Source organism: Curtobacterium sp. PhB25, assembly GCF_004365375.1.
Taxonomy (GTDB): domain Bacteria; phylum Actinomycetota; class Actinomycetes; order Actinomycetales; family Microbacteriaceae; genus Curtobacterium.
Genome location: NZ_SODR01000006.1, coordinates 19,849 through 45,205, shown reverse-complemented (window position 1 = coordinate 45,205; position 25,357 = coordinate 19,849). Strand labels below are relative to the sequence as shown.

At 71.4% G+C, this 25,357-nt stretch carries 24 protein-coding genes; 6 read left to right on the top strand and 18 right to left on the bottom strand.

Annotation, left to right across the window (positions count from 1 at the left end; genetic code table 11):
- Positions 1-77: 77 nt before the first annotated feature.
- Positions 78-653, top strand: coding sequence for a TetR/AcrR family transcriptional regulator (locus tag EDF51_RS12700; protein ID WP_131846016.1), 576 nt, complete (start codon positions 78-80; stop codon positions 651-653).
- Here EDF51_RS12700 and EDF51_RS12695 read toward each other — a convergent pair.
- A complete protein-coding gene (locus EDF51_RS12695) occupies positions 595-882 on the bottom strand; it encodes a hypothetical protein (protein WP_123311905.1) in 288 nt (95 codons plus the stop codon). The two genes, EDF51_RS12700 and EDF51_RS12695, sit on opposite strands and share 59 nt — an antisense overlap.
- Before the next feature lie 45 nt (positions 883-927).
- Between EDF51_RS12695 and EDF51_RS12690 the strand changes: the two genes are divergently transcribed.
- Positions 928-2,115 (top strand): aminotransferase class I/II-fold pyridoxal phosphate-dependent enzyme, encoded by a 1,188-nt coding sequence (locus EDF51_RS12690; protein ID WP_131846014.1) that lies wholly within the window; start codon positions 928-930, stop codon positions 2,113-2,115.
- Positions 2,116-2,124: 9 nt separating this feature from the next.
- On the opposite strand, the gene nagB is transcribed toward EDF51_RS12690, so the two are convergent.
- A complete protein-coding gene (gene nagB / locus EDF51_RS12685) occupies positions 2,125-2,910 on the bottom strand; it encodes a glucosamine-6-phosphate deaminase (protein WP_131846013.1) in 786 nt (261 codons plus the stop codon).
- A gap of 59 nt (positions 2,911-2,969) precedes the next feature.
- Between nagB and EDF51_RS12680 the strand changes: the two genes are divergently transcribed.
- Positions 2,970-3,449, top strand: coding sequence for an NUDIX domain-containing protein (locus tag EDF51_RS12680; protein ID WP_123293248.1), 480 nt, complete (start codon positions 2,970-2,972; stop codon positions 3,447-3,449).
- A 179-nt stretch (positions 3,450-3,628) separates the two neighbouring features.
- On the opposite strand, the gene EDF51_RS12675 is transcribed toward EDF51_RS12680, so the two are convergent.
- From EDF51_RS12675 to EDF51_RS12660, 4 genes are read right to left on the bottom strand one after another with little or no spacing between them, the layout of a single operon-like run.
- Positions 3,629-4,699, bottom strand: a complete 1,071-nt coding sequence (locus EDF51_RS12675; RefSeq protein WP_123293247.1) for an ABC transporter ATP-binding protein — start codon at positions 4,697-4,699, stop codon at positions 3,629-3,631.
- Complete coding sequence (locus EDF51_RS12670) at positions 4,696-5,610, bottom strand: ABC transporter permease subunit (RefSeq protein WP_132099092.1); 915 nt, start codon at positions 5,608-5,610, stop codon at positions 4,696-4,698. Before EDF51_RS12670 ends, EDF51_RS12675 begins: the two co-directional genes overlap by 4 nt.
- Positions 5,607-6,587, bottom strand: coding sequence for an ABC transporter permease subunit (locus tag EDF51_RS12665; RefSeq protein ID WP_132099093.1), 981 nt, complete (start codon positions 6,585-6,587; stop codon positions 5,607-5,609). The genes EDF51_RS12670 and EDF51_RS12665 overlap by 4 nt, the downstream gene beginning before the upstream one ends.
- 5 nt (positions 6,588-6,592) lie before the next feature.
- On the bottom strand, positions 6,593-7,735 hold the full coding sequence (locus EDF51_RS12660) for an ABC transporter substrate-binding protein (protein WP_132099094.1): 1,143 nt from the start codon (positions 7,733-7,735) through the stop codon (positions 6,593-6,595).
- Between the two features lie 228 nt (positions 7,736-7,963).
- Here EDF51_RS12660 and EDF51_RS12655 point away from each other — a divergent pair, with 228 nt between their 5' ends.
- Positions 7,964-8,401, top strand: a complete 438-nt coding sequence (locus tag EDF51_RS12655; RefSeq protein WP_134195130.1) for a YdeI/OmpD-associated family protein — start codon at positions 7,964-7,966, stop codon at positions 8,399-8,401.
- A gap of 117 nt (positions 8,402-8,518) precedes the next feature.
- Here EDF51_RS12655 and EDF51_RS12650 read toward each other — a convergent pair whose 3' ends face one another.
- The 11 genes from EDF51_RS12650 to EDF51_RS12600 all read right to left on the bottom strand — a co-directional run bounded on the left by EDF51_RS12650 (position 8,519) and on the right by EDF51_RS12600 (position 23,956).
- On the bottom strand, positions 8,519-9,382 hold the full coding sequence (locus tag EDF51_RS12650; protein WP_134195128.1) for an NAD(P)H-hydrate dehydratase: 864 nt from the start codon (positions 9,380-9,382) through the stop codon (positions 8,519-8,521).
- Positions 9,372-10,112: a histidine phosphatase family protein gene (locus EDF51_RS12645; protein WP_133937281.1), complete on the bottom strand. Its 741-nt coding sequence runs from the start codon at positions 10,110-10,112 to the stop codon at positions 9,372-9,374. The genes EDF51_RS12650 and EDF51_RS12645 overlap by 11 nt, the downstream gene beginning before the upstream one ends.
- A gap of 33 nt (positions 10,113-10,145) precedes the next feature.
- The gene (locus EDF51_RS12640; RefSeq protein WP_134195126.1) at positions 10,146-11,117 is read right to left on the bottom strand and encodes a hypothetical protein; all 972 of its coding nucleotides are present in this window, start codon (positions 11,115-11,117) and stop codon (positions 10,146-10,148) included.
- Positions 11,118-11,406: 289 nt separating this feature from the next.
- Positions 11,407-14,520 carry a glycoside hydrolase family 38 C-terminal domain-containing protein gene (locus tag EDF51_RS12635; protein WP_134195124.1) on the bottom strand — a complete coding sequence of 1,038 codons (3,114 nt, stop codon included), beginning with the start codon at positions 14,518-14,520 and terminating at the stop codon, positions 11,407-11,409.
- Positions 14,521-14,557: 37 nt separating this feature from the next.
- Positions 14,558-15,388 carry a carbohydrate ABC transporter permease gene (locus EDF51_RS12630; RefSeq protein WP_173169120.1) on the bottom strand — a complete coding sequence of 277 codons (831 nt, stop codon included), beginning with the start codon at positions 15,386-15,388 and terminating at the stop codon, positions 14,558-14,560.
- A gap of 68 nt (positions 15,389-15,456) precedes the next feature.
- Positions 15,457-16,341, bottom strand: coding sequence for a sugar ABC transporter permease (locus tag EDF51_RS12625; RefSeq protein ID WP_235035790.1), 885 nt, complete (start codon positions 16,339-16,341; stop codon positions 15,457-15,459).
- A 174-nt stretch (positions 16,342-16,515) separates the two neighbouring features.
- Positions 16,516-17,874, bottom strand: a complete 1,359-nt coding sequence (locus EDF51_RS12620) for an extracellular solute-binding protein (protein WP_123293238.1) — start codon at positions 17,872-17,874, stop codon at positions 16,516-16,518.
- 233 nt (positions 17,875-18,107) lie between these two features.
- Positions 18,108-18,950, bottom strand: coding sequence for a PhzF family phenazine biosynthesis protein (locus EDF51_RS12615; protein ID WP_131877571.1), 843 nt, complete (start codon positions 18,948-18,950; stop codon positions 18,108-18,110).
- A gap of 122 nt (positions 18,951-19,072) precedes the next feature.
- Positions 19,073-21,520, bottom strand: a complete 2,448-nt coding sequence (locus EDF51_RS12610) for a lamin tail domain-containing protein (RefSeq protein ID WP_134195122.1) — start codon at positions 21,518-21,520, stop codon at positions 19,073-19,075.
- 116 nt (positions 21,521-21,636) lie between these two features.
- Positions 21,637-22,566: a hypothetical protein gene (locus tag EDF51_RS12605; protein WP_133937289.1), complete on the bottom strand. Its 930-nt coding sequence runs from the start codon at positions 22,564-22,566 to the stop codon at positions 21,637-21,639.
- Positions 22,567-22,648: 82 nt separating this feature from the next.
- Complete coding sequence (locus tag EDF51_RS12600) at positions 22,649-23,956, bottom strand: ROK family transcriptional regulator (RefSeq protein WP_133937291.1); 1,308 nt, start codon at positions 23,954-23,956, stop codon at positions 22,649-22,651.
- 85 nt (positions 23,957-24,041) lie between these two features.
- Between EDF51_RS12600 and EDF51_RS12595 the strand changes: the two genes are divergently transcribed.
- The gene (locus EDF51_RS12595) at positions 24,042-24,497 is read left to right on the top strand and encodes a GNAT family N-acetyltransferase (RefSeq protein ID WP_111085338.1); all 456 of its coding nucleotides are present in this window, start codon (positions 24,042-24,044) and stop codon (positions 24,495-24,497) included.
- A gap of 30 nt (positions 24,498-24,527) precedes the next feature.
- Positions 24,528-24,875 (top strand): MGMT family protein, encoded by a 348-nt coding sequence (locus EDF51_RS12590; RefSeq protein WP_243834018.1) that lies wholly within the window; start codon positions 24,528-24,530, stop codon positions 24,873-24,875.
- A gap of 39 nt (positions 24,876-24,914) precedes the next feature.
- Here EDF51_RS12590 and EDF51_RS12585 read toward each other — a convergent pair whose 3' ends face one another.
- Positions 24,915-25,340, bottom strand: a complete 426-nt coding sequence (locus EDF51_RS12585; RefSeq protein WP_123293233.1) for a DUF805 domain-containing protein — start codon at positions 25,338-25,340, stop codon at positions 24,915-24,917.
- Between the last annotated feature and the right edge of the window lie 17 nt (positions 25,341-25,357).

The following is a 25,357-nucleotide window of genomic DNA, read 5'->3' as shown; positions in this document are numbered from 1 at the left end:
CGTCGTCTCCTGCTCGTTCGGCGCACCCAATCGGATGATTCATCCGGAACGCTAGCACAACCGGATAGAGTGTCCACATGACGATCGCGATGGCCCGACCCGAGGCGCTGCGCTCCGATGCCCAGCGCAACCGGACGGCACTGCTCGACGTCGCCCGCACCTTCGTCGACCGGGGCGAACCGGCCCTGCTCAACGCCGTCGCGCACGAGGCCGGAGTGGGGGTCGGGACCGCCTACCGGCACTTCCCGAGCCAGCAGCACCTGCTCGAAGCGCTCGCGATCGACGCGCTCGAGGACATGCTCGACCAGGTCCGCGACGCCGTCGTCCTGCCGGACGCGGCCGATGCGCTCCGCGGGGTCGTCACCGCTGCGTTCCGGAGCATGGTGGACGACGCAGCGCTCGGCGACCTGCTGACGAACGGCGGGTTCTCCTGCGCGGACACCGCTGCCCTCGCCGGAGACCTGGTCGTGTCCGTCGACGCGCTGCTCGCGCGGGGACGCACCGAGGGGATCGTCCGGACCGACATCGACGCCGACGACCTCCGCCGACTGCTGTGCGGGCTGCGCGAGGCCGCCGTCGCCGGCGGTACCCGGGTCAGCGATCCGGAGCGCTACGTCGAGATCCTGCTCGCCGGGCTCCGTCCGACGAGCTGACCGACGCCCTGATCGCGGCGAGGCCGACCAGCGCCCCGAACCCGCAGACGGCGACCGCCGCCACCGCGACCGCGATGTAGGCCGCTTCGGTCGAGGACCCCCGGTAGGGCATGTCGTCGAGCCACCCCAGTCCGGCGATCACGATGACCAGGCCGATCGCGACACTGCCGACGACCACCAGCACCGCGTCACGGACGGCCCGGAGCACGGTGCGCGAGCGGTGTTCCACGGGTTCATCCTGCCGTGCGGCGGCGGGCACTGTCAGGATGGGCGCATGAGCGTCATGGTCTCCGTGTTCGATGCGCACCGCAGCCGTACGAGCGAGAAGTACACCGCGTACCCGCCGGACGTCCTGCCGATGTTCGTCGCCGAGATGGACTCGATGCTCGCGGAGCCGGTGCGCGACGCCCTCGTCGCCGCGGTCACCAACGGTGACACCGGGTACGTCGGCCACGGTCGTGCGCTGCCCGAGGCGTTCGCGGACTTCGCCGAGAGCCGGTGGGCCTGGCGCGTCGACCCCGACCTCGTCCGCACCACCACCGACGTGTCGGTCGCTGCGGTGGAGATGCTCCGCCGGATCATCGAGCCGGGCGACCAGGTCGTCATCATGCCGCCCGTGTACCCGCCGTTCTGGGAGTACGTGTCCGAGGCCGGCGGCACCGTGACCGAGGTCCCGTTGCTCGCACCCGACGGCCCCGCGGACCCGTTCGACACCACGGCCGGTTGGCGGATGGACCTGGACGGCCTCGCGCAGGCGTTCGCCGACGGCGCGCGTACAGTGCTGCTCTGCAACCCGCACAACCCCCTCGGCCTGGTGCACGACCGCTCGTCGCTCGTCGCACTCGCGAAGCTCGCCGCCGAGTGGGACGCCGTGGTCGTCTCGGACGAGATCCACGCGCCGCTCGTGCACGCCGACGCGGTCTTCACGCCGTTCCTGGACTCCTGCCCCGAGGCCGCCGCGCTCGGGGTCTCGTTGACGAGCGCGAGCAAGGCCTGGAACCTCGCTGGCACGAAGTGCGCGCTCATCGTCGGCGCCTCGGAGCGGGCCCGTGCCTGGTTCGACGCCCTGCCGACCGAGGTCGTCGAGCGCACGGGCATCCTCGGGTACACCGCGAGCGTCGCGGCGTTCAGCGAAGGGGGGCCGTGGCTCGCGTCCCTGCTCACCGAACTGGCCGCGAACCGCCGCACCCTGGCCGAGCGGATCGGTGACGTCCTGCCCGGGGCGGAGTACCGGCAGCCGCAGGCGTCCTACCTGGCGTGGCTGGACCTGCGCGCCCTGCCGTGGGGCGACGACCCCGCGGCGCTGCTGGTCGACGAGGCGAAGGTGGCGCTCGCCTCCGGCCCGGCGTTCGGACGCCAGGGTCAGGGCTTCGCGCGGCTGAACTTCGGGTGCTCGGCCGAGACCCTGGACGACGGCCTCAGCCGCCTGCACACCGCGTTCCGGCAACGCGCAGACGGCTGATCGTCGGTCCTACTCGAACACCTGCCACGCGGGCTTGTTCGCGTACGTGTAGCGGTAGTAGTCAGCGAGCTGCAGGCCGGCCGCGGCTTCCTCGTCGACGACGACCGTCGCGTGCTCGTGCAGCTGCAGCGCCGAACCGGGGACGAACGAGCTGAGCGGCCCCTCGACCGCGGCGGCGATCGCGTCGGCCTTGGCGGAGCCCTGCGCGACGAGGACGAGCTGCTGGGCGTCGAGGATGGTGCCGAGCCCCTGCGTCATGCAGTGCGTCGGGACCTGCTCGGGCGAGTCGAAGAACCGCGCGTTGGCGTCACGGGTCGACGGCGCCAGGGTCTTGATCCGGGTGCGCGAGGCGAACGACGACGTCGGCTCGTTGAACCCGATGTGGCCGTTCGCGCCGATCCCCAGGATCTGCACGTCGATCCCGCCGGCGGCACGGATCGCGGCGTCGTACTCCTTCGCCGCGAACTCGAGGTCGTCGGCACGACCGTCGGGCACCCGCACCCGCGAGGGGTCGAACCCGAGCGGCGCCACGACGTCGCGCGCGATGACGCTGGCGTACGACTCCGGGTGCTCGAGCGGGATGCCGACGTACTCGTCGAGGGCGAACCCGCGAGCCTCGGCGAACGAGATCTCGCCCGCACCGACCCGACGCTGCAGGTCGGTGTAGATGCCCTGCGGGCTGGATCCGGTGGCGAGACCGATGACGGCGGACGGCTTCTTGGCGACGACGGACGCGATCTTGGCCGCGGCGACGCGACCGACCTCAGCCGGCGTGGGCAGGATGATGATCTCCACACGCCCATGCTACTGGTCATGACCAGTCTCCGACAGGGCGGGATCGGTAGCGTGGGGACATGCCCACCCCCGACTTCGTCCTGTCCCTCCGCTCGAGGATCGGCACCGATCCGCTGTGGTTGACGGGCGTCACCGCCGTGGTCACGCGGGGTTCCGGTGCCGACCAGGAGCTGCTCGTGGTCCGTCGTGCGGACAACGGCGCCTTCACCCCGGTGACCGGCATCGTCGACCCGGGCGAGGAACCCGCCGTCGCCGCCGAGCGCGAGGTCCTGGAAGAGGCCGACGTCGTGGCCGTGGCCGAACGGCTGGCGTGGGTGCAGGTGCTGCCGGAGATGACGTACCCGAACGGCGACCGGGCGCAGTACCTCGACCTGGTGTTCGCGTGCCGGTACGTCTCGGGCACGCCGAACCCCGCCGACGGCGAGAACACCGAGGCGTTCTGGGCCCGGCTCGACGACCTGCCCGACATGCCCGCGAACATGCGTGCCCGTGTCGCGGCGGCGTTGGCCGACGAGCGCGAGGCGCGCTTCCAGCGCTGACCCCACCGGCCTGGAGGCGCGGGGCGGCCCCGCCACGCGCCTCCCGTCCGCCCGTGGTCGCGCCCACCCCGCGAAAGCGACAGTGTGCCGCCGACGTTCCGCGGGGAACTGTCGCTTTCGCGGAGGGGACGCGCCTGGCCCGGCGAGGACTGTCGCTTTCGTCGAACGAGCAGTCGCGGTCAGGTGAGCGGGGCGACCGCGACGGGGGCGCCGAGCAGGCGGACGGCGACGGACTCGCCGGCGGCGCGACGGTCGCCGACCTCGTGCTGCACGATCACGACGGTGTCGTCGTCGAGCCGGACCGTGGTGCGGCGGATCGAGCCGAGGAAGCTCGACGACACGACGGTGCCGGTGATGCCCTCCGGGGCGAAGGCGACGTCCTCCGGTCGGACGTAGGCGAGCACCGGCCCGTCGGCGACCGAGGCGTCGAGCGCGGGCACGCGGAACCCGTACACGAACACGTCACCGCCGCGCAGGTCGCCCTGCAGCCGGTTGGACTGGCCGACGAAGTCCGCCGTGAACGCCGACGACGGGGAGCGGTAGAGCTCCTCCGGCGTGCCGATCTGCTCGATGTCGCCGGCGTTCATCACGGCGATGCGGTCGGAGACGGCGAGCGCCTCTTCCTGGTCGTGGGTGACGAACACCGTGGTGATGCCGAGGTCGCTCTGGATGCGGCGGATCTCCTCACGGAGCGAGACCCGCACCTTGGCGTCGAGGGCGGAGAGCGGCTCGTCGAGCAGGAGGACGCGGGGCCGCGTGACCAGGGCTCGGGCGAGGGCGACGCGCTGCTGCTGGCCACCCGACAGCTGGTGCGGGTAGCGCTCGGCGAACTCGCCCAGGTGCACCATGTCGAGTGCCTCGACGACGCGGCTCCTGCGCTCGGCGGCGGGGACACGGCGCATCTCGAGGCCGAACGCGACGTTCTGCCGCACCGTCATGTGCGGGAACAACGAGTACTGCTGGAACACCATCCCGATGTCGCGCTTGTTCACCGGGGTGGCGGCGACGTCCTGGCCGTCGATGCGGATGGCGCCGGCGTCGATGGCCTCGAGGCCGGCGAGCGCTCGGAGCGCCGTCGTCTTGCCGCAGCCGGACGGGCCGAGCAGGGACACGAACTCGCCCGGTTCGACGCGGAGCGACAGTCCGGCCAGGGCCCGGTGCGTGCCGTAGTGCTTCTCGACGGCCTCGAGCTCGACGACGGCGCCGGTGGAGGCGAGGGACGCCGGGGCTGCCGGTGCGGTGACGGTCATGCGGACTCCTTGACGCGGGTGGTGCGGACGGTGCGGGTACGGCCGCCACGACGGCCCGTCCCGATGCGGCCGATGACGACGAGCAGGACGAAGCCGAACACGAGGGCCGCGACCGAGAAGATCGCGGCGACGTACGGGTCGGTCTGCTGCACGAGCACGAGGGCGGTCTGGAAGGTGGTGCGGGACAGGAACGCGGCGAGCGTGTACTCGCCGAGGACCACCGTGATGGTGAGGAAGCACGCGGCGGTGATGCCCCGGCGGAGGTTCGGCAGGAGCACCCGCCAGGTGACCGTCCACCACGAGGCGCCGAGCGACCGGGCGGCCTCGGACAGCACCGTCATGTCCGTCGCGGTGATGGCGGCGGCGATCGGGCGGAACGCGAACGGCAGCGTGACGATGCCGATCGCGAAGGCCAGGGTCCAGGCACCGGACCCGAAGACCCGCGAGACCACCTGGTACACGGGGATGAAGCCGACGACGAGCACCACCACGGGGACCGTGATCGGGACGATGCAGACGAACTCGAGCACGCGGCGAAGCTTCGGGTAGCGCAACGCCGTGATGATCTGGGCGGGCAGCAGGACGAACAGCACGATGCCGACGGTGATGACCGCGATGAGCAGCGATGCCCCGAGGCCGTCGAACACCGGCTGGTAGGTGGACGCGTTGACCGGGTCGACGATGGCCGCCCAGTGCGCGAAGGTCAGACCGTCGTCGGTGCCCTGGCGGAAGGTGAACTGCACCAGCGCGGCCAGCGGGACGGCGAGGACGATCCCGACGACCGTGAGCACGGCCGTGGCGGTGCCCCGTGACGGGGCCGTGCCGAAGCGGCCGACGCGGGGCGGGCCTCCCGTCCGACCGGACGCGACCGACGTCGGACGCGACGGCCCCACCGGCGTTGCCGCGCTCATCGCTGCCACCTTGCGGCCCGGCGTTGCAGCAACGAGTACGCGCCCATGACGACCGCCATCACGACGACCATGCCGAAGGCGAGCACCCCGGCGACGTTCTGCAGACCGATGAGCGTTTCGCTGGTGAGCTGCGTGCGGATCGTGAGCGGCACGATGCCGCCCTGCGAGATGAGTGCCGCGGCGGTGGCGAACGACGAGAAGCCGTTCGCGAAGAGCAGGAGCAACGAGCCCCAGAACGCCGGTGCGAGCACGGGCAGGGCGATCCGGCGCCAGTACGTGGCGCGGGAGGCGCCGAGGGTGGCGGCGGCCTCGCCCCACTGCGTCTTCACGCCCTCGAGTGCGGGCATGAACGTGAGCACCATCAGCGGCACCTGGAAGTAGACGTAGGGGATCACGAGACCGGGCACCGTGTAGAGGAAGGCGCCGGTCGCGTTGCGGTCGACGTCGACGAGGGACACCAGCCACGTCGTGACGAGGCCCTGCACGCCGATCGTGGCGATGAACGCGAACGCGAGCATGACGCCGCCGAACTGGGCGAGGACGCTCGCGGCCGAGTCGATCATCGACCGGACGAGCCCGTCGGGCCGCAGTGCCGACAGTGCCCAGCAGACGAGCGCTCCGATGACGGCGCCGATCACGGCGGACACGGCGGACAGGCCGAACGAGCCGCCGAAGGCCCGCAGGACGGGGGGCTCGGCGAACGCTGCGAGGTTCGCGAGGGTGAACGCGCCGTCGTCGGTGAAGAACCCGCTGCCGACCGCGATCACCGCGGGGACGGCGAGGAAGAGCAGGACGTACGCGGCGAACGGGGTGAGGCCGAGCCAGGCCAGGCCGACACGGCGCCGGACACGGGGTCCGGCGCCGTGACGGACGGCATCGGCGGACGCTCGTGCGGACGGCGGGAGCACGGGGCTCGTCGCGCTCGTCGCCGGTGCGCTCGCCGCTGGCGCGGGCGCGCCCGCCGATGCGGTGGTCATGCTGGTCAGGACCCCATGGTCGAGGACCACTTGGCCGACAGCACCTTCGCGGCGTCTGCCACCTGCGCGTCGGTCAGCTCGACGTAGTCCTTCGGCGCACCACCGGCGGCGTCGAGGGCGTCCTGGTCGACCTTGCCGGACTCCTCCAGGGCGGCGAGGGTCGACGGGAACGCACCGGCCTGCAGGTACAGGTTCTGCGCCTCGGGGCTCGCGATGTACTCCTGCCACAGGCGCGCTGCGGCAGGGTGCGGGGCGTCCTTGTTGATGGCCTGCGAGTAGTACGAACCGAGCGCCTGACCCTCGGGCACGACGGTCTTCCAGTCCTTGTTGCCGCTCGCACCCGCTGCGGGGCCCCACGCGAGGTTGTTGTACGACCACTGGATGACCACGGGGGTCTCACCCGAGGCGACCGTGGCCTGCGTGGGCAGCACGTTCTGGAAGTTGCCGGCCTGCTTGAGCTTGCCGAAGTAGTCGACGCCCTTGGTGATGTCGTCGGCCGAGCCGCCGTTCTCGAGCGCGGCCAGGTAGACCGCGGACGCAGCCTGGTTCGCCTGCGTCGGGTCGCCCGCGATGGAGACCTTGCCCTTGTACTCGGAGCCGAGCAGGTCCGTCAGGTCCTTCGGGGCGTCCGTGATCTTCGACGAGTCGTAGCCGATCGACATCAGGCCCGTGTAGTCGCGGGTCCAGGCGCCGTCCTGCTCCTTGAGCGTGTCCGGGATGTCGCTCCAGTTCGCGACCTTGTAGTCCGTCAGCAGGTCGAGGTTCTCCTGCAGCACGGCGTTGCCGAGGTCGAGCACGTCGGGAGCGGTGGACTGCCCCTTCTGCGACTTCACCGCGGCGACCTCGTCGGCGCTGGAGCCGTTCGGGTTCGCGGAGTTGACCTTGATGTCGTACTTCTTCGTGAAGCCGTCGATGATCTTGCCGTAGTTGGCCCACGACGGCGGCAGCGCGATGACGTTGAGCTGTCCCTCGGCCTGCGCGGCCTTCACGAGGGCGTCCATGCCACCGGAGGCCTCGGCGCTCGTGGCGGTCTTCCAGTTCGTGTCGTCCTTCGTCGTGCTGGCCGAGCTCGTGGCCGAGCATCCGGCGAGGGTGACGATCGCTGCGGCGGCGAGGGCGATGCCGGCGATGGTGCGCTTGTGCTGCACGGGAGGTGCCTTTCGGGTGGGTGCTGCGGGTGCTTCAGGTGGGTGCTGCGGGTGCTGCGGTTGGGTGCTTCGGGCGGGGCCGCGGTTCTCGGCCCGGGACGATCGTGGAGGCGGCCGGTTTCCGGCCCGTGCTGCGCCGGTGAACGGCTGCGGAACAGCGGGTGCGGCTGTACGATCTCGCCTGGCGGCACGCTCGTGCGTGCTCCGGTTCACGGCCTGGAGGCACGGATGCAGTTCACGACGACGGTCCTGCTGGCGAGGAAGACGGCGACAGGGCTCCCGGTCCCGTCGTCCGTGATCGATGCGCTCGGCTCGGGGAAGCGCCCGCCGGTGGTGGTCACGATCAACGGCGGCTACACCTACCGGTCCACCGTCGGGGTCATGGACGAGCAGTTCCTGGTGTCGCTGTCCGCGTCGCACCGCGAGGCCGCGGGCATCGCTGCCGGGGACACCGTCGAGGTCACGCTCGTCGTCGACACGCAGCCCCGGGTCATCGACCTGCCCGACGACCTGGCGGCGGCACTGCAGGAGGCCGGGGTCCGTGCGGCCTTCGACACCCTGTCGAACTCGCGGCAGCGAGCGCTCGCCGACCCGGTGTCGCAGGCGAAGGCGCCGGAGACCCGAGCGCGGCGCATCGCGAAGGCCGTGGAGGCGCTGCGGGGCTGAGCGGGGCGCGGGGCGGCGGCGTACCTGGTCGATTCGGGCGTACCTGGTCAGAAGTTCCTGGCAGGTATGCCCGAAAGCATGAGGTATCGCGCGCGCTCTGGGAAAGAACGGGCGAGCTCAGGCGCCGAGTTCGACGAGCACCCGCGGGATCTCGGTCACGAGTTCGCTCGCCAGGTACCCGAGGGGCCCGACCTGCACCGCGAGCCGATCACCGGCAGCCGCGTGCACGTAGGACGCCCACGCCACCGCCTGTGCCGGTTCCGCGCCACGAGCGAGCAGGCCGGCGACCGCACCCGACAGGACGTCGCCACTGCCGCTGGTGCCGAGTCCTCCGGAGCCGGTGCCCTTGATCCAGCTCCGCCCCTGGGGAGTCGCGATGGCGTCCCCCAGGGCCACGACCGCACCGAACCGCTGCGCGATCGCCATCGCGTCGGCCACGTCGTGGTCGCTGCCCTCCCGACCGAGGAGCCGTTCGGCTTCGCCGGAGTTGGGCGTCATCACCAGCCGACCCCGGAGCGGTTCCAGACGGTCCCGCACGTCGGCCGCCACCCCGAGGGCGAACGCATCGAGCACGACGGTGGTCTGTGGTCCGACGACGTCGGCGAGTCCGGCCACCAGGTCACGGGTGCCGTTCGGCTCGTCGAGTCCCGGGCCGACCAGCAGCGCGTCCGCACTCGCGGCGGAGGTGGCGATGCCCTCGATGGCGCTCACGGCGACGTGACCGTCCGCGTCCTCGTCGAGCGGTTCGACCCCGGACTCGGGCACGGCGACCGCGACCTCGTTCGCGATGCTCCGCCCCACCGCGAGGGTGAGCCGCCCCGCTCCCACCCGGAGTGCAGCGAGCGCCGAGAGCATCGCGGCGCCGGGCGTCCGCGCTGCGCCGCCGACCACGAGCACCTGCCCGCGACCGTACTTGCCGGCGCCGGGCTCGGGGAGCGGCCAGTCCCGCAGGAAGTTCGGGGTGACGGTCTCAGCGGACATGCTCGTCGTCCTTCCGGCCGGTGTGCGCCGTGACCTCGTCGTCGTCGAGGTGCCCGACGGAGGAGAACTCCTCGAGCACCCACGGTGCGCCCGCCCGCTCGCGGCGGAGTCGGGTGAGGGAGGCGTTCGCGACCGCGTGCGTCCGAGCGAACTCCATGAGCGCCGGCTCGTCGAGGTCGAGGCACACCGCCACGACCAGCATCACGACGGCATCGTGGGCCGCGACGACGAGCCGCTCGGTGCCCTCGATCCGTTCGACGTCGACGAGTGCCGATCGGAGCCGGAGCATCACGTCGGCCCAGGACTCGCCGCCCGCTGGCCGGTGGTAGTACTTGCCGAGCCACTGCCGGCGACGTTCCTCGTCGGGGTACCGGTTCCGCACACCCTGCAGGGTGAGCAGGTCGAGCACACCGAGCTCGCGGTCGCGGAGCCGCTCGTCCACCCGTTTCTCGGGCTCGGCCAGTCCGCCGGCCCCGAGCGCGATCTCGATGGTCTGCTGCGCACGCAGGTACGGCGAGACCCACAGCGCCACGGGGACGTCGTCGATGCCACGATCGGCGAGTTCCTGTCCGAGCGACCGCGACTGCGACTCACCGAGCGGGCTCAGCGGGACGTCGGCGTCCCGGTACTCGACGTCGATGACGTCGTCGCCCGCGCCCTCTGCTCGGGCGGCGGCGACGTTCGCGAGCGATTCACCGTGGCGGACGAGCCAGATCTCCTGCACTGCCATGCCGCCACGCTAACCACGCCGCGCTGAGCCGGCTCACCGACGCCCACCGACTGCGGTGCGGCGGGCGCTCCGGACCGGGCGGATCGCACACGGCAACCCCGCGGCGCGGAACCGGAGCGCCAGCGCATCGAGGTCGAACAGGTCCCGCCACTCGAGCCGGATGATCGTCCGCACACCCGGCACCGTGAGCAGTCTGGCGTGGCGACGTTTCTCGTCCAGGAACACCTCGGTCTGGCTGCGACCGCCGAGGTACCGGTCCTGCGTGTACTTCGCGCGTCCGTCGATCTCGACGACGACGCCTTCTGCGGGGAACCAGAAGTCGACGGCGGACCGGCGGCCATCGACGACGAACTCCTGCTGCAGCACGGGGGCGGGCAACCCGAGCTCGCGGAAGACCACGCGCGCGAGTGACTCCGCCGGCGAGCCCGAACGCCCGTCGGCCAGGTCGAGGACCTGTGCGGCCCGGGCCCGCCCGCGAGCACTCGGGTGCACCGCTCGCCACAGCTCGTCGCGCTCGGTCCCGTTGCGCAGTGCAGCGTCTGCCACGACGACCCCCGTGCGCAGGTCTCCGGTCATCGCGATGTCGATCACCGTCCGCGGGACCGCGGTCACGGCGAGGTCGCCGACCCGGACCCGTTCGGCGCCGGACACCGGTCTCGTGTGCAGGACCAGCTCGGGGGTCCTGCCCCGGTACATCGACTCCGGCACGGTGGCGTGCACCGGGACGCTCCACCCGCCGAGCGCGGGCAGCCCGTGCACCGCGGCCGCTGAGTCGTGCGAGGCCGTCGCCCGCGGGCCGAGCCGGCCGAGCCGCGCGTACACGCGGGTGACGTACCGCTGCCGTGGCCCGGCCGCGTCCCACGCTGCGCCGTCGACGAACGCGTTCGGCCCTGCCCGGACGAGTCGGCCCGGACCCTGGAGTCGGGTCCGGCGGCGCAGGGTGGTGGCGTCGAGTCCGGCCTCACGCGTGGGCGAGGCTCGGAGGATGGGCAGCGGTTCGTTCATGGAGGAGACCTTGCCCGACCCGCCATGCGCCCAGCGGGCTGACGTCGAGGTCTGTGGACGGGCCTCCAGGACTGCCCGCCTGGGGAGGGAGGACGTTCCTTCCCAGAACGGCCGCGATGCCAAGCGGAATCGGGCGTACCTGGTCGGAACTTTCGACCAGGTACGCCCGATTCGACCAGGTACCCACCCACCCACGCCCGCACCACACGCAGAGCGGCGCCGGACGGAACGCACCCGTGTCCCGTCCGGCGCCGCGGTCTCTCCCCCGAGGGGGACCGGCCCCGCTGCCTCAGGCCCGGCGTACCCGCAGGGTCACGATCTCGAAGGGCCGGAGCGTGAGCACGACCGGCTCCCCCGAGTCCCACGAGTCCCCCAGCGGGCGTTCCAGCAGGTCCACCGTCGCCACCGAAGCGACGTCGAACCCGAACGACACCCCGACGTCGGTCGCCCGACCACCGGAGGCCTCGTACAGTCGCACGACCACGTCACCGGAGCGGTCCTCGGCGAGCTTCACGGCCTCGACCAAGACCTGCGGCGACGACACCGAGACCAGCGGCGAAACCGCGGTCGAACCGGCGACTGTCCGCACCGGCAGGTTCAACCGGTAGCCGGAGTCGGCGGCGTCGAGCACCGACGCCCCCACCCGCAGCACCGTCCGGAACACGTGGTGCCCCTGGTCGGCGTTCGGGTCCGGGAACGTCGGCCCGCGCAGCAGCGACTCGCGCACGAGCGTCGTGGTCCCGCCGTCGGGCCGCGTGGAGCGCGTGATGTCGTGTCCGTACGTGGAGTCGTTCGCCACCGCGACACCGAACCCGGGCTCCGCGACGTGCACCCAGCGGTGCGCCGAGGTCTCGAAGCGGGCGTGGTCCCACGAGGTGTTCTGGTGGGTCGGCCGGTCGATGTGCCCGAACTGGATCTCGCTCGAGGCGGACGACGCACGGACGTCCACCGGGAACGCGAGCTTCAGCAGCTTCTGGTGCTCGTGCCAGTCGACCTCGGTCTCGATCACCAGCTCTGCGAGCCCGGCGACCGCCGAGTACCGGGTCGTGAGCGTCGACGACCCGAAGGACCGTTCCACCACGAGCGAGGAGCCGTCGATCGCGACCGACGACGCTGACAGGACGGTGCCGTTGCGCTGGTACGCGCGGTCGATGTCCCACGCCTCCCACTGGTTCGGGGTGTCGCGGAAGACGGTGTACTCGGCAGCTGCCGCACCCGGTGCGATCGCGTCGCGCCCGCTGGCGCGGTCGACGAGCGACACGACGTGGCCGGCGCCGTCGATGGTCGCCGTGACGACGCCCGTGTCGAACACGAAGTGGTCGCCAGAGCGGACGGGAGGCACGGGTCGCGGTTCCGAGCCGAGCGAACCGCCCAGGGCGGCCGCGTCTCCCGCCGCGACCGGCGAGGCGTTGAAGCGCACGACGTTCCCGGACGAGCCACTGCCGCCGACGGCGTCGGCGCCGGACGGCGCGTCGAGCAGCGCGCTGCTGCCGCCGGCGGCGGCCGACGACGAGGCCCCGACGCCGGCGAGCGCCGCAGCGCCCCCGTTCGCGAGCGCGGTCGTCGCGTTGCCGATCAGCCCCTCGAGCACCTGGGCGATCTGCGCGTAGTTCTCCTCGGCGTTCTCGTAGACCCAGGCGATCGAGGACCCCGGCAGGATGTCGTGGAACTGCTGCAGCAGGACGGTGTGCCAGGCGCGCTCGAGCTCTTCGTAGGGGTAGTCGAGCCCGAGGCGCACGGCGGCGGTCGACGCCCAGAGCTCGGCTTCGCGGAGCAGGTGCTCGGAGCGACGGTTGCCCTGCTTCGTGCGGATCTGCGACGTGTAGGTGCCGCGGTGGAACTCGAGGTACATCTCGCCGGACCACACACCGGGGGTCGGCAGCACCCGTTCGAGCTCCTCGAAGACCTGGGCGGGGGTGCCGAGCTGCACGCGCGGCGAGCCGTCCAGGTCGTGCTGGCGTCGGGCGGCCGCGACCATCTCGCGGGTGGGTCCACCACCGCCGTCGCCGAAGCCGTAGAGCAGCATCGAGGTGTTCGCGACGCCGCGCTCCTTGTTGTTCCGTTCGCCGCGGTGCAGGTCGGCGGCGGAGACGTCGGAGTTGTAGGTGTCGGCCGGCGGCAGGTGCGTCAGGACGCGCGAGCCGTCGATGCCCTCCCAGTGGAAGGACGTGTGCGGGATGACGTTCGTCTCGTTCCACGACGGCTTCTGGGTGACGAACCACTTCGAGCCGGCGGCCCGGACGATCTGGGGCAGCGCGCCGGAGTAGCCGAACGAGTCGGGCAGCCAGGCCTCGGGGGTGTCGATGCCGAACTCCTCGAGGAAGAAGCGCCTGCCGGCGACGAACTGTCGGGCGAGGGCTTCACCACCGGGCAGGTTCGTGTCCGACTCCACCCACATGCCACCGACCGGGATCCACCGGCCCTCGGCGACGCGCTGCTTGATGCGGGCCCAGATCGACGGGTAGCCGTCGCGGATCCACGCGTACTGCTGCGCGGATGAGCACGCGAAGGTGAAGTCCGGGTCGCGGTCCATCAGGTCGAGGACGTTCGAGAAGGTGCGGGCGCACTTGCGGATCGTCTCGCGCACCGGCCAGAGCCAGGCGGAGTCGATGTGCGCGTGGCCGACGGCGATCGCCCGGTGTGCGGCGGCACTTGCGGGGACGGCCAGCACGGGTGCCAGGACCTCGCGGGCGTCGGCTGCGGTGCCGGCGACGTCGTCGGGGTCGAGCGCGTCGGCTGCGAGCTCGAGGGCGTGCAGGATGTCGGCGCCGCGGGTGCCGTCCGTGGGGAGTTCCGCCATCAGGCCACGCAGGACCCAGAAGTCCTGCTGCAGCTCCCACACGGTGTCGTCGCGCTCGACGAGTTCGAGGGCACGCACGCGGTAGATCGGCTTGTCACCCGCGGTGGAGCGCGACCCGAGGGGCGTCGCGCCCTGGAACGAGTCGCCGCCGATGTCCGGGTTCGCGCCGGCCTCGACGTACAGCTCGAACGACTCCCCTGCACCGACCTCCACGGGCACGGTGTCGTTCCGCGGCTCGACGCCCTTGATCGTGGAGCCGTCGGGCCGGTACGCCAGTCCCTCGGCCTGGAACCCCGGGTGCCGCTTGGTGAACCCGAGGTCGACGAGCAGTTCCGCAGTGGTCCCCGGCGCGGTACCGAAGTCGGCGGGGACGGTGCCGGTGATCCGGAACCAGGTGGTCCCCCACGGCCGGCCACCCCAGGCGCTGCCCACGGTGAACGGTGTGTACGCCTGCTGGACGGCGGAGTCGAACGGCACCGGCTCGTCCGGCACCTCCCACGCCTCGATCGTCACCGGCGCCGAGCGGCGGTGGACGGCGGGGTCGACACGGTCGCGGACGAGGCGGGCGATCCGGGCCTCGACGAGCGGTTCGTCCTGGTGCATGTGGTTCCTTTCGAGAGAGCCGGCCGGGGCCAGCAGATCAGCCCTTGATGCCGCCGGCGAGGGCGTTGCCGCCGCCGAGGCCTCGGGACACGATCACGTAGAGGGCGATGACGGGCACGGAGTAGACGATGGAGAACGCGGCGAGCTGTCCGTACGCGACCGCCCCGTTCTGCCCGAAGAAGTTGAAGATGCTCACCGCGGCGGGCACCTTGTCGGGCGAGAGCAGCAGGACGAACGGGACGAAGAAGTTCCCCCACGCCTGGATGAACACGAAGATGAACACGACGGCGATGCCCGGACGCATGAGCGGGACGACGATGCGCGTCAGGGTGGTCATCATCGAGGCCCCGTCGGTCCACGCTGCTTCTTCGAGCGAGATCGGCACGGAGTCCATGAAGTTCTTCGCCATCCAGATCGCCATCGGCAGCGACGTCGCGGCGAGGAAGAAGATGCAGCCCCACACGTTGTCGATCAGGTTGAGCGACACGAACAGCGCGTAGACCGGCACCATCATGGCGGTGATCGGCAGGCCGGTCCCGAACAGGATGCTGTACAGGAACGGCTTGTTGACGCGCATCTTGTAGCGGGACAGCGGGTACGCGGCGAGCAGTGCGAAGACCACGGTGACGACTGCCGTGCCGCCGGAGAGCAGCAGGCTGTTCGCGAGGGGGATGAACGACAGCTCGGGCGTGAGCACCTTGGTGAAGTTGTCGAGCGTGAACTGCGTCGGCAGCTTCACGGACAGCGACGCCTGGGTGTCGACCGAGGCGAGGACGAGCCAGAGCAGCGGGACCGCGAAGCACACCGCGATGACGAGCAGCACGGTGTTCGCCACCCACCGCATGGTGCGGCCCCGGGGCGACGTCATGTGCAGCGAACCGGGAGCGGTCACCGAACGGGTGGTGGTCGGGTCGAGGGACGGGGCAGTGATGGCCATCAGTCCACCTCCGGCTTGAGGGCTCGGATGTAGATGATCGAGAAGACCGCCCCCACCACGAGCAGGATGGTCGCGATCGCGGTCCCGAAGCCGAGCTGCGAGAACTTGAACGCCTCTTGGTAGGCGAGGATCGGCAGGGTCGACGAGTTCGTGCCCGGCCCACCCCCGGTCATCACGAAGATGAGGGTGAAGACCGACAGCGTCTGCAGCGTCGTCAGCATCAGGTTGGTGGAGATGCTCCGTCGGATCACCGGCAGCGTGATGTAGACGAGGCGCTGCCACCCGGTGGCGCCGTCGACCTCGGCGGACTCGGTGATCTCCTCGGGAACCTCTTGCACGGCGGCGGAGTAGACGAGCATCGAGAAAGCCGTGCCGCGCCAGATGTTCGCCAGGATCACGGCGAACATCGGGAACGTGTAGAGCCAGTTCGGTCCGCTGATGCCGATGGACTTCAGGAACTCGTTGAGCGTGCCCTCGTCGTTGAAGAACGCGTACGCGGCGAACGAGGCGACGATCTCCGGCAGGACCCAGGCGGCGACGACGAAGGTACCGACGATCGCGCGGACGGCCTTGTTGGCCGAGCGCATCAGGAGTGCGAGGCCGAGCCCCAGCACGTTCTGTCCCACGACCGCCGAGGCGAGCAGGAACACGACCGTCAGGATGACGGACTTCGGGAAGTCCGGGTCCTGGAACAGTTCGACGTAGTTCTGGAAGCCGACGAACTGCTGGTCGGCAGCGCCGGCGCCGGTGAGCGCGGAGTTCGTGAACGACCCGTAGAACGACGAGATGACGGGGCCGAGCAGGAAGATGACGAGCAGGACGAGGGCGGGCAGGAGCGGGACCGCTCGGCCGACGTTCCGCAGTGGTCGCCGCTTGCGCGGCACGGGTGGATCGGTGCGCTTCGGCGCACCGGGCGCCGACAACGTCGGCGCGAGGGGGGTGCTGGACACGATGGGTGCCTTCCGGGTGCGGAGGGGTTCCGAAGGTGGGGAAGGACGGACCGGGAGGCGCGGTGCGGGGCCGCCCCGCGCCTCCAGTCCGTCAGTGGGTGACGTCCGTCAACCAGCCGAGACGGTGTTCTCCTTGCCGACCACCTGCGTGACGGCCTTGTCGTACACGGCAGCCGCCTGCTTCGGTGTCTGCTGCCCGGTCATGACCGACTCCATCGCGACCTGGATCGCGTTGGACACCTGCGAGTAGTCACTCGTCGCCGGCCGGAAGTTCGTGTTCTCCACCAGTCCGGAGAAGAACTTGAACGTCGGGTTGGCGTCGGTGTAGGCGGTGTCGTCCGCGACGTCCTTGCGGACGGCGATCTGGCTGTTCTCGGTGTCGTACTTCAGCGAGCCGTCCTTGTCGAGGAAGCTCGTGATGAAGTCGAACGCCGCCTGCGGGTTCTTCGACTTCGCGCCGACCGCCAGGGTCCAGCCGCCGGACATCGAGTTGTAGCCCGGGTCCTGACCGTTCTGCGTCGGCATCGGCGCCTGACCCATCACGTCGTTCCACTCGGCCCACGGCGCGGTGCCGGACTTGAGCCACGTGCCGGACTGCCACGAACCGTCGAGGTCGATCGCGAGCTTGCCCTTCGGCAGCCACGTCTGCGCGATGGTCGTGCCGACGTTCGTGTCGAGCGCCTGCTGCGGTGTCGGGCCGAGGCCGCCCTGGTAGACGTCCTTCACGAACTGCAGCGAGTCCTCGAACTGCTTCGAGCCCGTGACCCACTTCTTGTCCTTGTAGAGCGTGTTGCCGGAGCCGTCCGCCCCGTACAGGAGCATCTCGAAGCCCTGCATGGTCGACGCCTCGCCCTGCGCCTTGCCCGAGTAGATGTTGAACGGGATGAGGTCGGGCTTCTTGTCCTTGATCGTCTTCGCCGCGGCGAGCACGTCGTCCCAGGTCTTCGGCTGCCACGGCACGGGCAGGCCGACGGACTTGAAGATGTCCTTGTTGTACCAAAGAGCGCGGGTGTCGGTGCCCATCGGGACGCCGTAGATCTTGCCGTCGTCACCCTGGCCGGCCTGCTTGGCGTTGTCGAAGAACTGGTCCCAGTCCTTCCACTTCGCCGTGTACTTGTCGAGCGGCAGGAGGTAGCCGGCCTCGGCGTCGGCCTTGACGAGGAAGGTGTCCTCGTACATGACGTCGGGAGCCGTTGCGGGCGCCTTGTTCATGAGCGCGAGCTTCGTGTAGTAGTCGTTGCCCTGGGCCTGGATCGGGACGAGCGTGACCTTCTTGCCCGGGTTGTCCTTCTCGTACTCCTTCTTGACGACCTTCATCTGGGCGTCGAGCTGCTGGAAGGCTCCGAATTTCTGGTACGCGATCTTGATCGTGTCGCTCGAGGCGGACCCCGAGGCTGAGCAGCCTGCCAGGCCGACCGCGGCGACGGCCACGGCTGCGAGTCCGGCGATGATGCGGGTGCGTTTCATCGGTGCTCCTTTGCACGGGTGACATCCGCGGGCTCCATCGCCCGCGCGCAGGATTAGTCCAGCGTATGGACTTATCCGTGTCAAGGAGTTTTTCGTGCCGCGCGCGTCGGGGCGCTGCTGGTCGGGGTGGCTGGTGGGCGTACCGTGCCGAATCGGGCGTACCTGGTCGGAACTTTCGACCAGGTACGCCCGATTCCGCTTCCCATCGCACGCGCTCTGGGAAGGAACGCCCGTCAGTCGATCGGTGTCGCGCTCCCCGTCACGGTGATCCCGCCGGACTCCGGCACGTCGACGAGCAGCAGGCTCGGACGACCGACGTGCCGCCCCTGCCGGATGACGACGCGGTCCCCCGGCTCGACGGCACCGACCTCGCGCAGGTACGCCCCGGTCGACGCCGCAGCCGAACCCGTCGCCGGGTCCTCGGTGATGCGGCCGGCGGGGAACAGGTTCCGCGCCTCGTACTCGCGCTCCCCGGTCCGGAGCAGCACCGTGACCGTCCCCTGCCAGTCGGCCTCGCGCTTGAGGTCCGCGAGCGGGCCGGGTGCGAACCGGAACTGGTGGAAGAGCTCCCGGTCGTGCAGCACGAGCACCGGGTGCCAGTTGCCGGCGAAGGACTCGAGCACCGGGAAGCCCGGCGCGATGTCGTCGGCCGTGAGCCCGAGCAGGTCGAACAACCGCGTGAGGAGCGCCGGGTCGATGTCCCGCGTCGCCGGTTCGACACTCGTCATCGCGACCTGGACCACTCCGTCCGGGCCGGTGGTGGCGTCGAGGGCGACCTCGCCGGCGGCCGTCGTGAACACTCGGCGGCCGAGCCCCTGCCGTTCGGCGAGCGCCACCGCGAGCGCGACCGTCGCGTGCCCGCAGAACGGCACCTCGGCGGCGGGCGAGAAGTAGCGGACGTGCGGGCCCGTCGCCGTGGCGCCGACGACGAACGCGGTCTCGGGGTAGCCGACCTCGCGGGCGACGGCGAGCATCTCGTCGTCGGAAAGCGCTGCTGCGTCGAGGACCAGGCCGGCGGGGTTGCCGCCCCCGGGCTCGGCGGCGAAGGCGGTGTACCGGAGGACGTCGATGCTCATGGTGCGACGCTACTGCGGAGGCAGCGCGGACTGCTGATCACGCTCGGTGAGCAGGAATGGTCGGGTCCGCTGAGCGAACCCGACCATTCCTGCTCACGAAGTGCGCCCGTGGGGCGTGGGGGCTACTCCGCGGCCGCCCGGCGGCGACGGACGATCAGCACACCCGCGCCCGCGGCGAGCAGCAGGAACGCGATGAGTGCGCCGGCACCGAGGCCCTCGGCACCCGTGAACGCGAGCTGCCCGTCAGCGGTGATCGTGATCGGGGTCCAGCCCAGCACCGTGCCGTCCTCCGCGGTCACGACGATGCGGTGCTCGCCAGCCGGAGCATCGGCCGGGATCGTGACGCGCACCGTGCCGTCAGCGCCGACCGTGACGGTGCCGAGCAGCGTCGGGGTCGAGTACAGCCACACGTTCACCCGGTCGCCGGCGTACTGCGTGCCCACCGTGACCGTGATGGTCTCCCCCGCACGAGCGGACGACGGGGCCGAGACGCCCCCACGGTTCGTGTCCGTCAGGCCGGTCTCCGAGGGAGCGACCGGGGCGATCGGCGCGGCCGGAGCGGTCGACGACGGGGTCGGCGTCGGCGTCGGCGTCGGCGTCGGCGTCGATCCACCGGTCCCGGGGTTCGGCGCAGGCGTCGATCCGCCGTCACCCGGAGCGGGGGTGGGCGTGGGGGTCGGAGTCGGCGTGGGAGTCGGCGTCGGGTCGGTGCCTGGTTCCGTGCCGCCGCCCTCGCACGGGTACGTCCCGGTGCGGAGCGAGAACCCGTCCGTGTCGTTGTCGTCGGCGTAGAACGTTGCGCGCTCCCCGTCGGCGCAGACGCCGGAGATCGCGAAGCCCTCGTTGGCGAGCGTCCGGTCCGCGTTCGACGGTGCCTCGAAGACCTTCGCGGCGGTGAAGGCACCGTCGGTCAGCTCGTACAGCGCGGTGCGTCCGGCGCAGGCGTCGTCGCACACCACCCAGAGCGCGTCGAGGGTCGGGTCGAACTGCACGTCGGCGACGACCGCGAACGGCGAACCGATGGTGGCAACGCGCTGGGACGAACCGTCCGCCATCAGGGCGTAGGCGTAGACGCTCGCGGTGCCCTCGACGCCGACGAAGAAGAGCCCCTCGCCGTGCCCGGCGTACGTCGACGGTGCGTAGGCCGCGCCGGTGTGCTCGTCGGCGAAGCCCTGCTCGGTGAGCCACGAGTCCGGGATCCAGGTGACGCCCTCGAGGCCGGCGTTCGCACCGAGCCCCGGGAAGTCGGCTGCGAGGTCCCACTCGTCGGTGGCGCGCAGGGTCGACTCGGACCCGTCGGTGGTGGCGTACCGCAGGACCGACGGACGGCTGGTCTTCGACACGTCGTTGTCCCGCTCGGTCGACACGTACACGGCGCCCGGGTCGTCGCTCGTGACGGTGACGCCCTCGGCGTCCGGGGTCCCCGTGCCGTCGGCGTACCGCAGGTCCGTGCCCGCGGCGTTCGACGGTGCCCAGCCGCCCTGCCCGTCCGAGGTCAGGTGGTAGAGCAGGCCGTCGCCGTTCTGCACGGCCCACAGCTGGCCGTCCTCGGACGTGCTGGACGTGGTCCAGTCGATGCCGCTCAGGTCACCGGTGAAGGTGTCCTCGTCGTCGAGCACGGTCTCGTCCGGGCCGCCGGGCCACGGCTCGGCGGTGACGACTCCGGCGAACCGGTTCGCGGTGCCCTTCGTCGACTCGGCGGTCTCGGCGAAGTCGCCGGTGCCGTCCGGGTTGCGGCCGTACGTGGCGGCAGCGTGGGCCGTCCACGAGTACGAGTCGACCAGCGCACCCCGCGGATCGAAGACCCGGGCGGAGTCGGCCTTGCCGAGTCCGAAGCCGAAGTCCGCCTCGTCGAGGACGGTGAAGCCCCCGGCCGCGATCGTCGTGCCGGCGGGGATCGTGTACGCGTGGTCGTCCTCGCTGTCCTTGAGGACGTACCCGCCCAGGTCGACCGTGGTGCTGCCGACGTTGGTCAGCTCCACCCAGTCGCCGGGGGTGCCGTCCTGCGACTCGACCTCGTTGATGCGCACGGGCGAGGAGCAGTCGTTGGCGGCCCCCTTCGTCGACGCGGTGGTGTCGACCAGCGCACCGGTCCCGTCGGCGCACCGGCCGTACGTGACGACCGCGTGGCTCGTCCACGAGTACCGGAGCACCAGGTCGCCGGCGGGGTCGTACACCCGCGCGGTGTCGGCGCCGCCGAGTCCGAAGTCGAACCCGGGCGCGGTCGCCGAGAGCTGGTCGATGACGAAGTACCCGCCGGGGGCGATCGTCGAGCCGGCGGGCAGGACGTAGGCGTCGTGGGTGCTGTCGTCGTCGAGGAACGCGTACCCGGTCAGGTCGATCGACGCCGACGACGTGTTCGCGAGCTCGACCCAGTCGGTGTCGTCGCCGTTCGACTCGACCTCGTTGACGACGAGGCCGTTCGGGGCGGCGGCGCCGACGCTCGGGTCGTCGTCACCGACGGCGGCGAGTGCCGGGCTGGCCGTGACGACACCGGCGCCGAGGGCCAGCGCGGAGACGATGGCAGCACCGATCCGCACGGAGCGGGGGCGCAGGGCAGGAGTGCGCATGCAGGTCCTTCTCGGGAGGGGAGGGGAGACCTGCACGACTGTTCAGCACCCGGGCATCCGACCGGTGGCCGCCCGGTGAACGACAGGTGTCGCGCGGCGCCCGAGCGCGGGATCCCTCAGCCCTGCGCGACCCCGGAGAAGTCGGGCGACCCGTCGGGCAGCGCCGGCAGTGGCGTGCCGTCGACGTACCGCGGCCACGCCAGGGCACGCGACGACGTGGGACGCGGCTCGTACCGGTACCGGTCCGCGCCGACCGGGCCGGCGGCCGTGGCAGCCGTGGCAGCCGTCGGGGCATCGGGCACCGGAGTGGCGGCCCACGTCGCGATCGGTGTCGCGGGCGCCGTCGGGGGTGCTGCCGGCGGCGCTTCCGGCGTCGGCCACGCTCCGACCGCCCCCGCCGGGACGGCGCCCCGCGGGCGGAAGAGCGCGTTGCTGAGCGGGACGACGACCGTTCCGAGCAGGTCGAGGATGACCACCACCCAGACGAGTCGCCAGTAGCCGCGGGCGTAGTCCACGTCGGGTGCGAGCAGCGGGATCGAGAGCAGCAGTGCGAGCAGGGCGATGACCCCGACGGTGGCCTTCGCGACGACCTGGAGCGCCGGTGTCGGGTACCGGCGGTGGATGACGAGCAGCAGGTGCACGTGCAGGAGCGCCACGCGGGCGACGCCGACGAGCCAGATCCAGTGCCAGAACCGCTCGCCGACGAGCCAGAGGCCGTCCTCGCCGGAGGAGTCCGTCGGGGCGAGCCACACCTTGTACAGCCCCGCGACGAGCAGGTACATCGACGTGGCGATGCTGACGAACGCGAACGTGCCCGATCGGCGTGACGAGACGTCGGCGTCGTACCAGGACAGCAGGGCGAAGACGACCACCACGACGATCGTCAGGAGCAGCTGCACCGCGACCCGTCCGAAGTCGCCGACCAGCACCGCCACGATGCCGACGAGCCCGGCTGCGACGACCGCGCCGATGATCGTCCGGAACACCAACGGCCGGACCTTCGCCCAGCGTCGGTCGATCGTGCCCGCGGCGCCGTTGTCCGTCATGTGTCCCCCGTCGTTCGCCGCCCACCTGGCGGATCCGTCGGTTCGCAGCGTAGCGGGCGGTGCGAGCCGCCCCTGACCGCCGTCAGCGGCGGATGAGCAGCCCGCTCGCCCGCGGGGACAACGCGGCGTCGAGCACCAGGCACGCTGCTCCCACCGCGGCGACGTCGGCACCGCGGTCGCTCTCGACCACGTCGACCGCGTGCTTCGGCACGAGCAACGGCGACCCGACGATCGCCGCGCGGGCGGCCGGCAGTGCGGCACTCGCGATGCGGGACCAGAACGGTCCGCCGAACACGACCCGGTCGATGTCGAGCAGGTTCACGATGACGACGGCGGCGTCGCCCATGACGGTGCCGGCCTCGGCGGCGAGCGTGATCGCGGCCTCGTCGCCGGCGGCGATGGCCTCGGCGAGTTCGTCCCAGGCACGGTTCACCGCGTCGACCGACCCGTCGGACGAGACCGGGCCATCGGACGAGACCGGGCCGTCGGACGAGACCGCACCGGCAGCGTCGCCGCCGCCGGACAACGCCACCCCCCGCTCCCGCGCGATCCGCACGAGTCGGTCCGGTGCCACGGCCGCGCCGACCTCGCCGCGGGTGCCGGACCCGTCGGGGGTGCCGGCGAGCGATCGCTGGTCGACCATGATGTGCCCGGCGTCCCCGGCGTTCGACCCGACCCCGCGCACGGGTTCGTGGTCCACGACGAGCCCGACGCCGAAGCCGGTGCCGAAGTACACGAACGCAAAGTTCCGCGCCGACGACTCCCCCGCCAGGAACATCTCGCCGACCGCGGCGGCCGTGACGTCCTTCTCGAGCAGGACGGGGTAGCCCGTGGCCTCGGCGAGCGCGTCGCGCAGGGGCACGTCACGCCACCGGGGCAGGAACGGCGGGTCGACGACGATGCCGGCGTCGACGTCGATGGGGCCGGGGCTGGCGATCCCGACGCCGAGCACCCCGTCGACGTCCACGCCGGCGTCGGCGATCAGGCCGTCGACGGCGGAGCCGATGGTGCGGACGACCTCGGACGGGTCGTCAGCGGTCGGGGTCGAGGTGGTGGACGAGGCGACGACGGTACCGGCCAGGTCGAGCAGCACGTAGGTGACGACGGCCGGGTCGACGTGCACGCCGACGGCGTAGCGGCTGCCGGGTTCGAGCCGCAGGATGGTGCGCGGCTTGCCCCGACCGGCGACGACGGTGCCGGACTCGACGATCATGCCGGCCTCGATCAGGAACCGGGTGACGTTCGACACGGTCTGCGCGCTGAGGCCCGTTCGCGAGGCGAGTTCGACGCGGCTCAGGCCGTCCGGCGAGCGTCGGACGGCATCGAGCACGACCGTGCGGTTGAACCCGCCGATCGACGGGAGGTTCGCTCCACGCCGATGTTCTGCCATTCCGCGACCATACCGCGGCAACGGTGCGGTCTCGGTCTGCCGTCCGCGCTGGCCCCCACACGGGTCGCACCGTTACCCTGGCCGCATGGCCGACCTGCGTCTCGAAGAACTCTCCGCGAAGACCGCTGCCGCGGCGAACTCCCTGACGCTCAAGCCGGGTCAGGAACAGTTCGTGCAGCCGACCACCTACGGGGTCGCCGAGTCCGACGTCAAGCCGAGCTCCGCGTGGACCCGGGTGGTCCTGGACGGCGACGAGGTCCTGGGCCTCATCATCGGTTCGTTCGACGCGGACAACGCGCAGGAAGAGCTGCGCAGCGCCATCTGGCGGGTCAACGTCGCCGGCACGGCGCAGGGTCGCGGCGTCGGCCGCTTCGCCGTGCACGGCCTGGCGGACGAGGCCCGCAGCCGCGGGCAGGAACGCCTGACGGTCGTGTACGAGCCCGGTGGCGACGACAGCCCCGAGGCGTTCTTCCGCGCCGTGGGCTTCGAGGTCGTCCGTGAGACCCAGTACGGCGACCACTTCGCGGTCCTGACGCTCTAGTACGTCTCCGACGACGTACTCATCAACGACGTGCCCGAGGACGACGCCCCCGCGCCGGAGCAGGACTTCGGGGCGGCGGTGGCCGAGGTGGTCCGGATGATCCCGCCGGGTCACGTCATGACGTACGGCGACGTCGCCGCGGCGCTCGGCTCACGCGCGTCGCGTGCGGTCGGCAAGGTGATGGCGCACGAGGGCGCCGACCTGCCCTGGTGGCGCGTGGTGCGCGCGGGTGGGCACCCGCCGCTGCACCACGAGGCCCGTGCGCTCCAGCACTACCGCGCGGAGGGCACGCCGCTCGTGCAGGGGACGGCGGCCTGGAGGCTCGACATGCGTCGTGCCCGCTGGTCGCCGTCCACGGATGCGAACGACCCGTTCTGACGTCGGGCCCGCGCACGTCGGCCGTCCGTCCGCCGACGGTCAGCGGTCGAAGCGCTCGCCCTTCGGGCTCGTCGGGATCAGGCACAGCACGTACACGACGAGCGAGCCGATGCCGGGCACGACGTGCAGGAACTGCCAGAAGCCGGACAGGCCGGCGTCGTGCAGCCGTCGGGCGCCGAGGGCGAGCGACCCGATCAGGGTCGCGAGGCCCCAGAGGACGAACAGGTAGGACCCGACTGGGTTCTCGAACAGCGCGGTGTCCGGCGTGAACGCCTGCGGGACGAGCTGCAGCACGAGTCCGATCGCGAGCGACGTGATCCACCACCACCAGAACTCGGCACGCGAGGCCCGTCCGGTGAACACGGTGTACTTCCGCCAGAACCGCCGGACGGCCTCGGTGAAGGGTGCGCCGTAGAAGGGGTCGCGCAGGGCGACGCCGCCGGGCTGCACGCTGTCGTTGCTCATGGAGCAAGCCAACCACG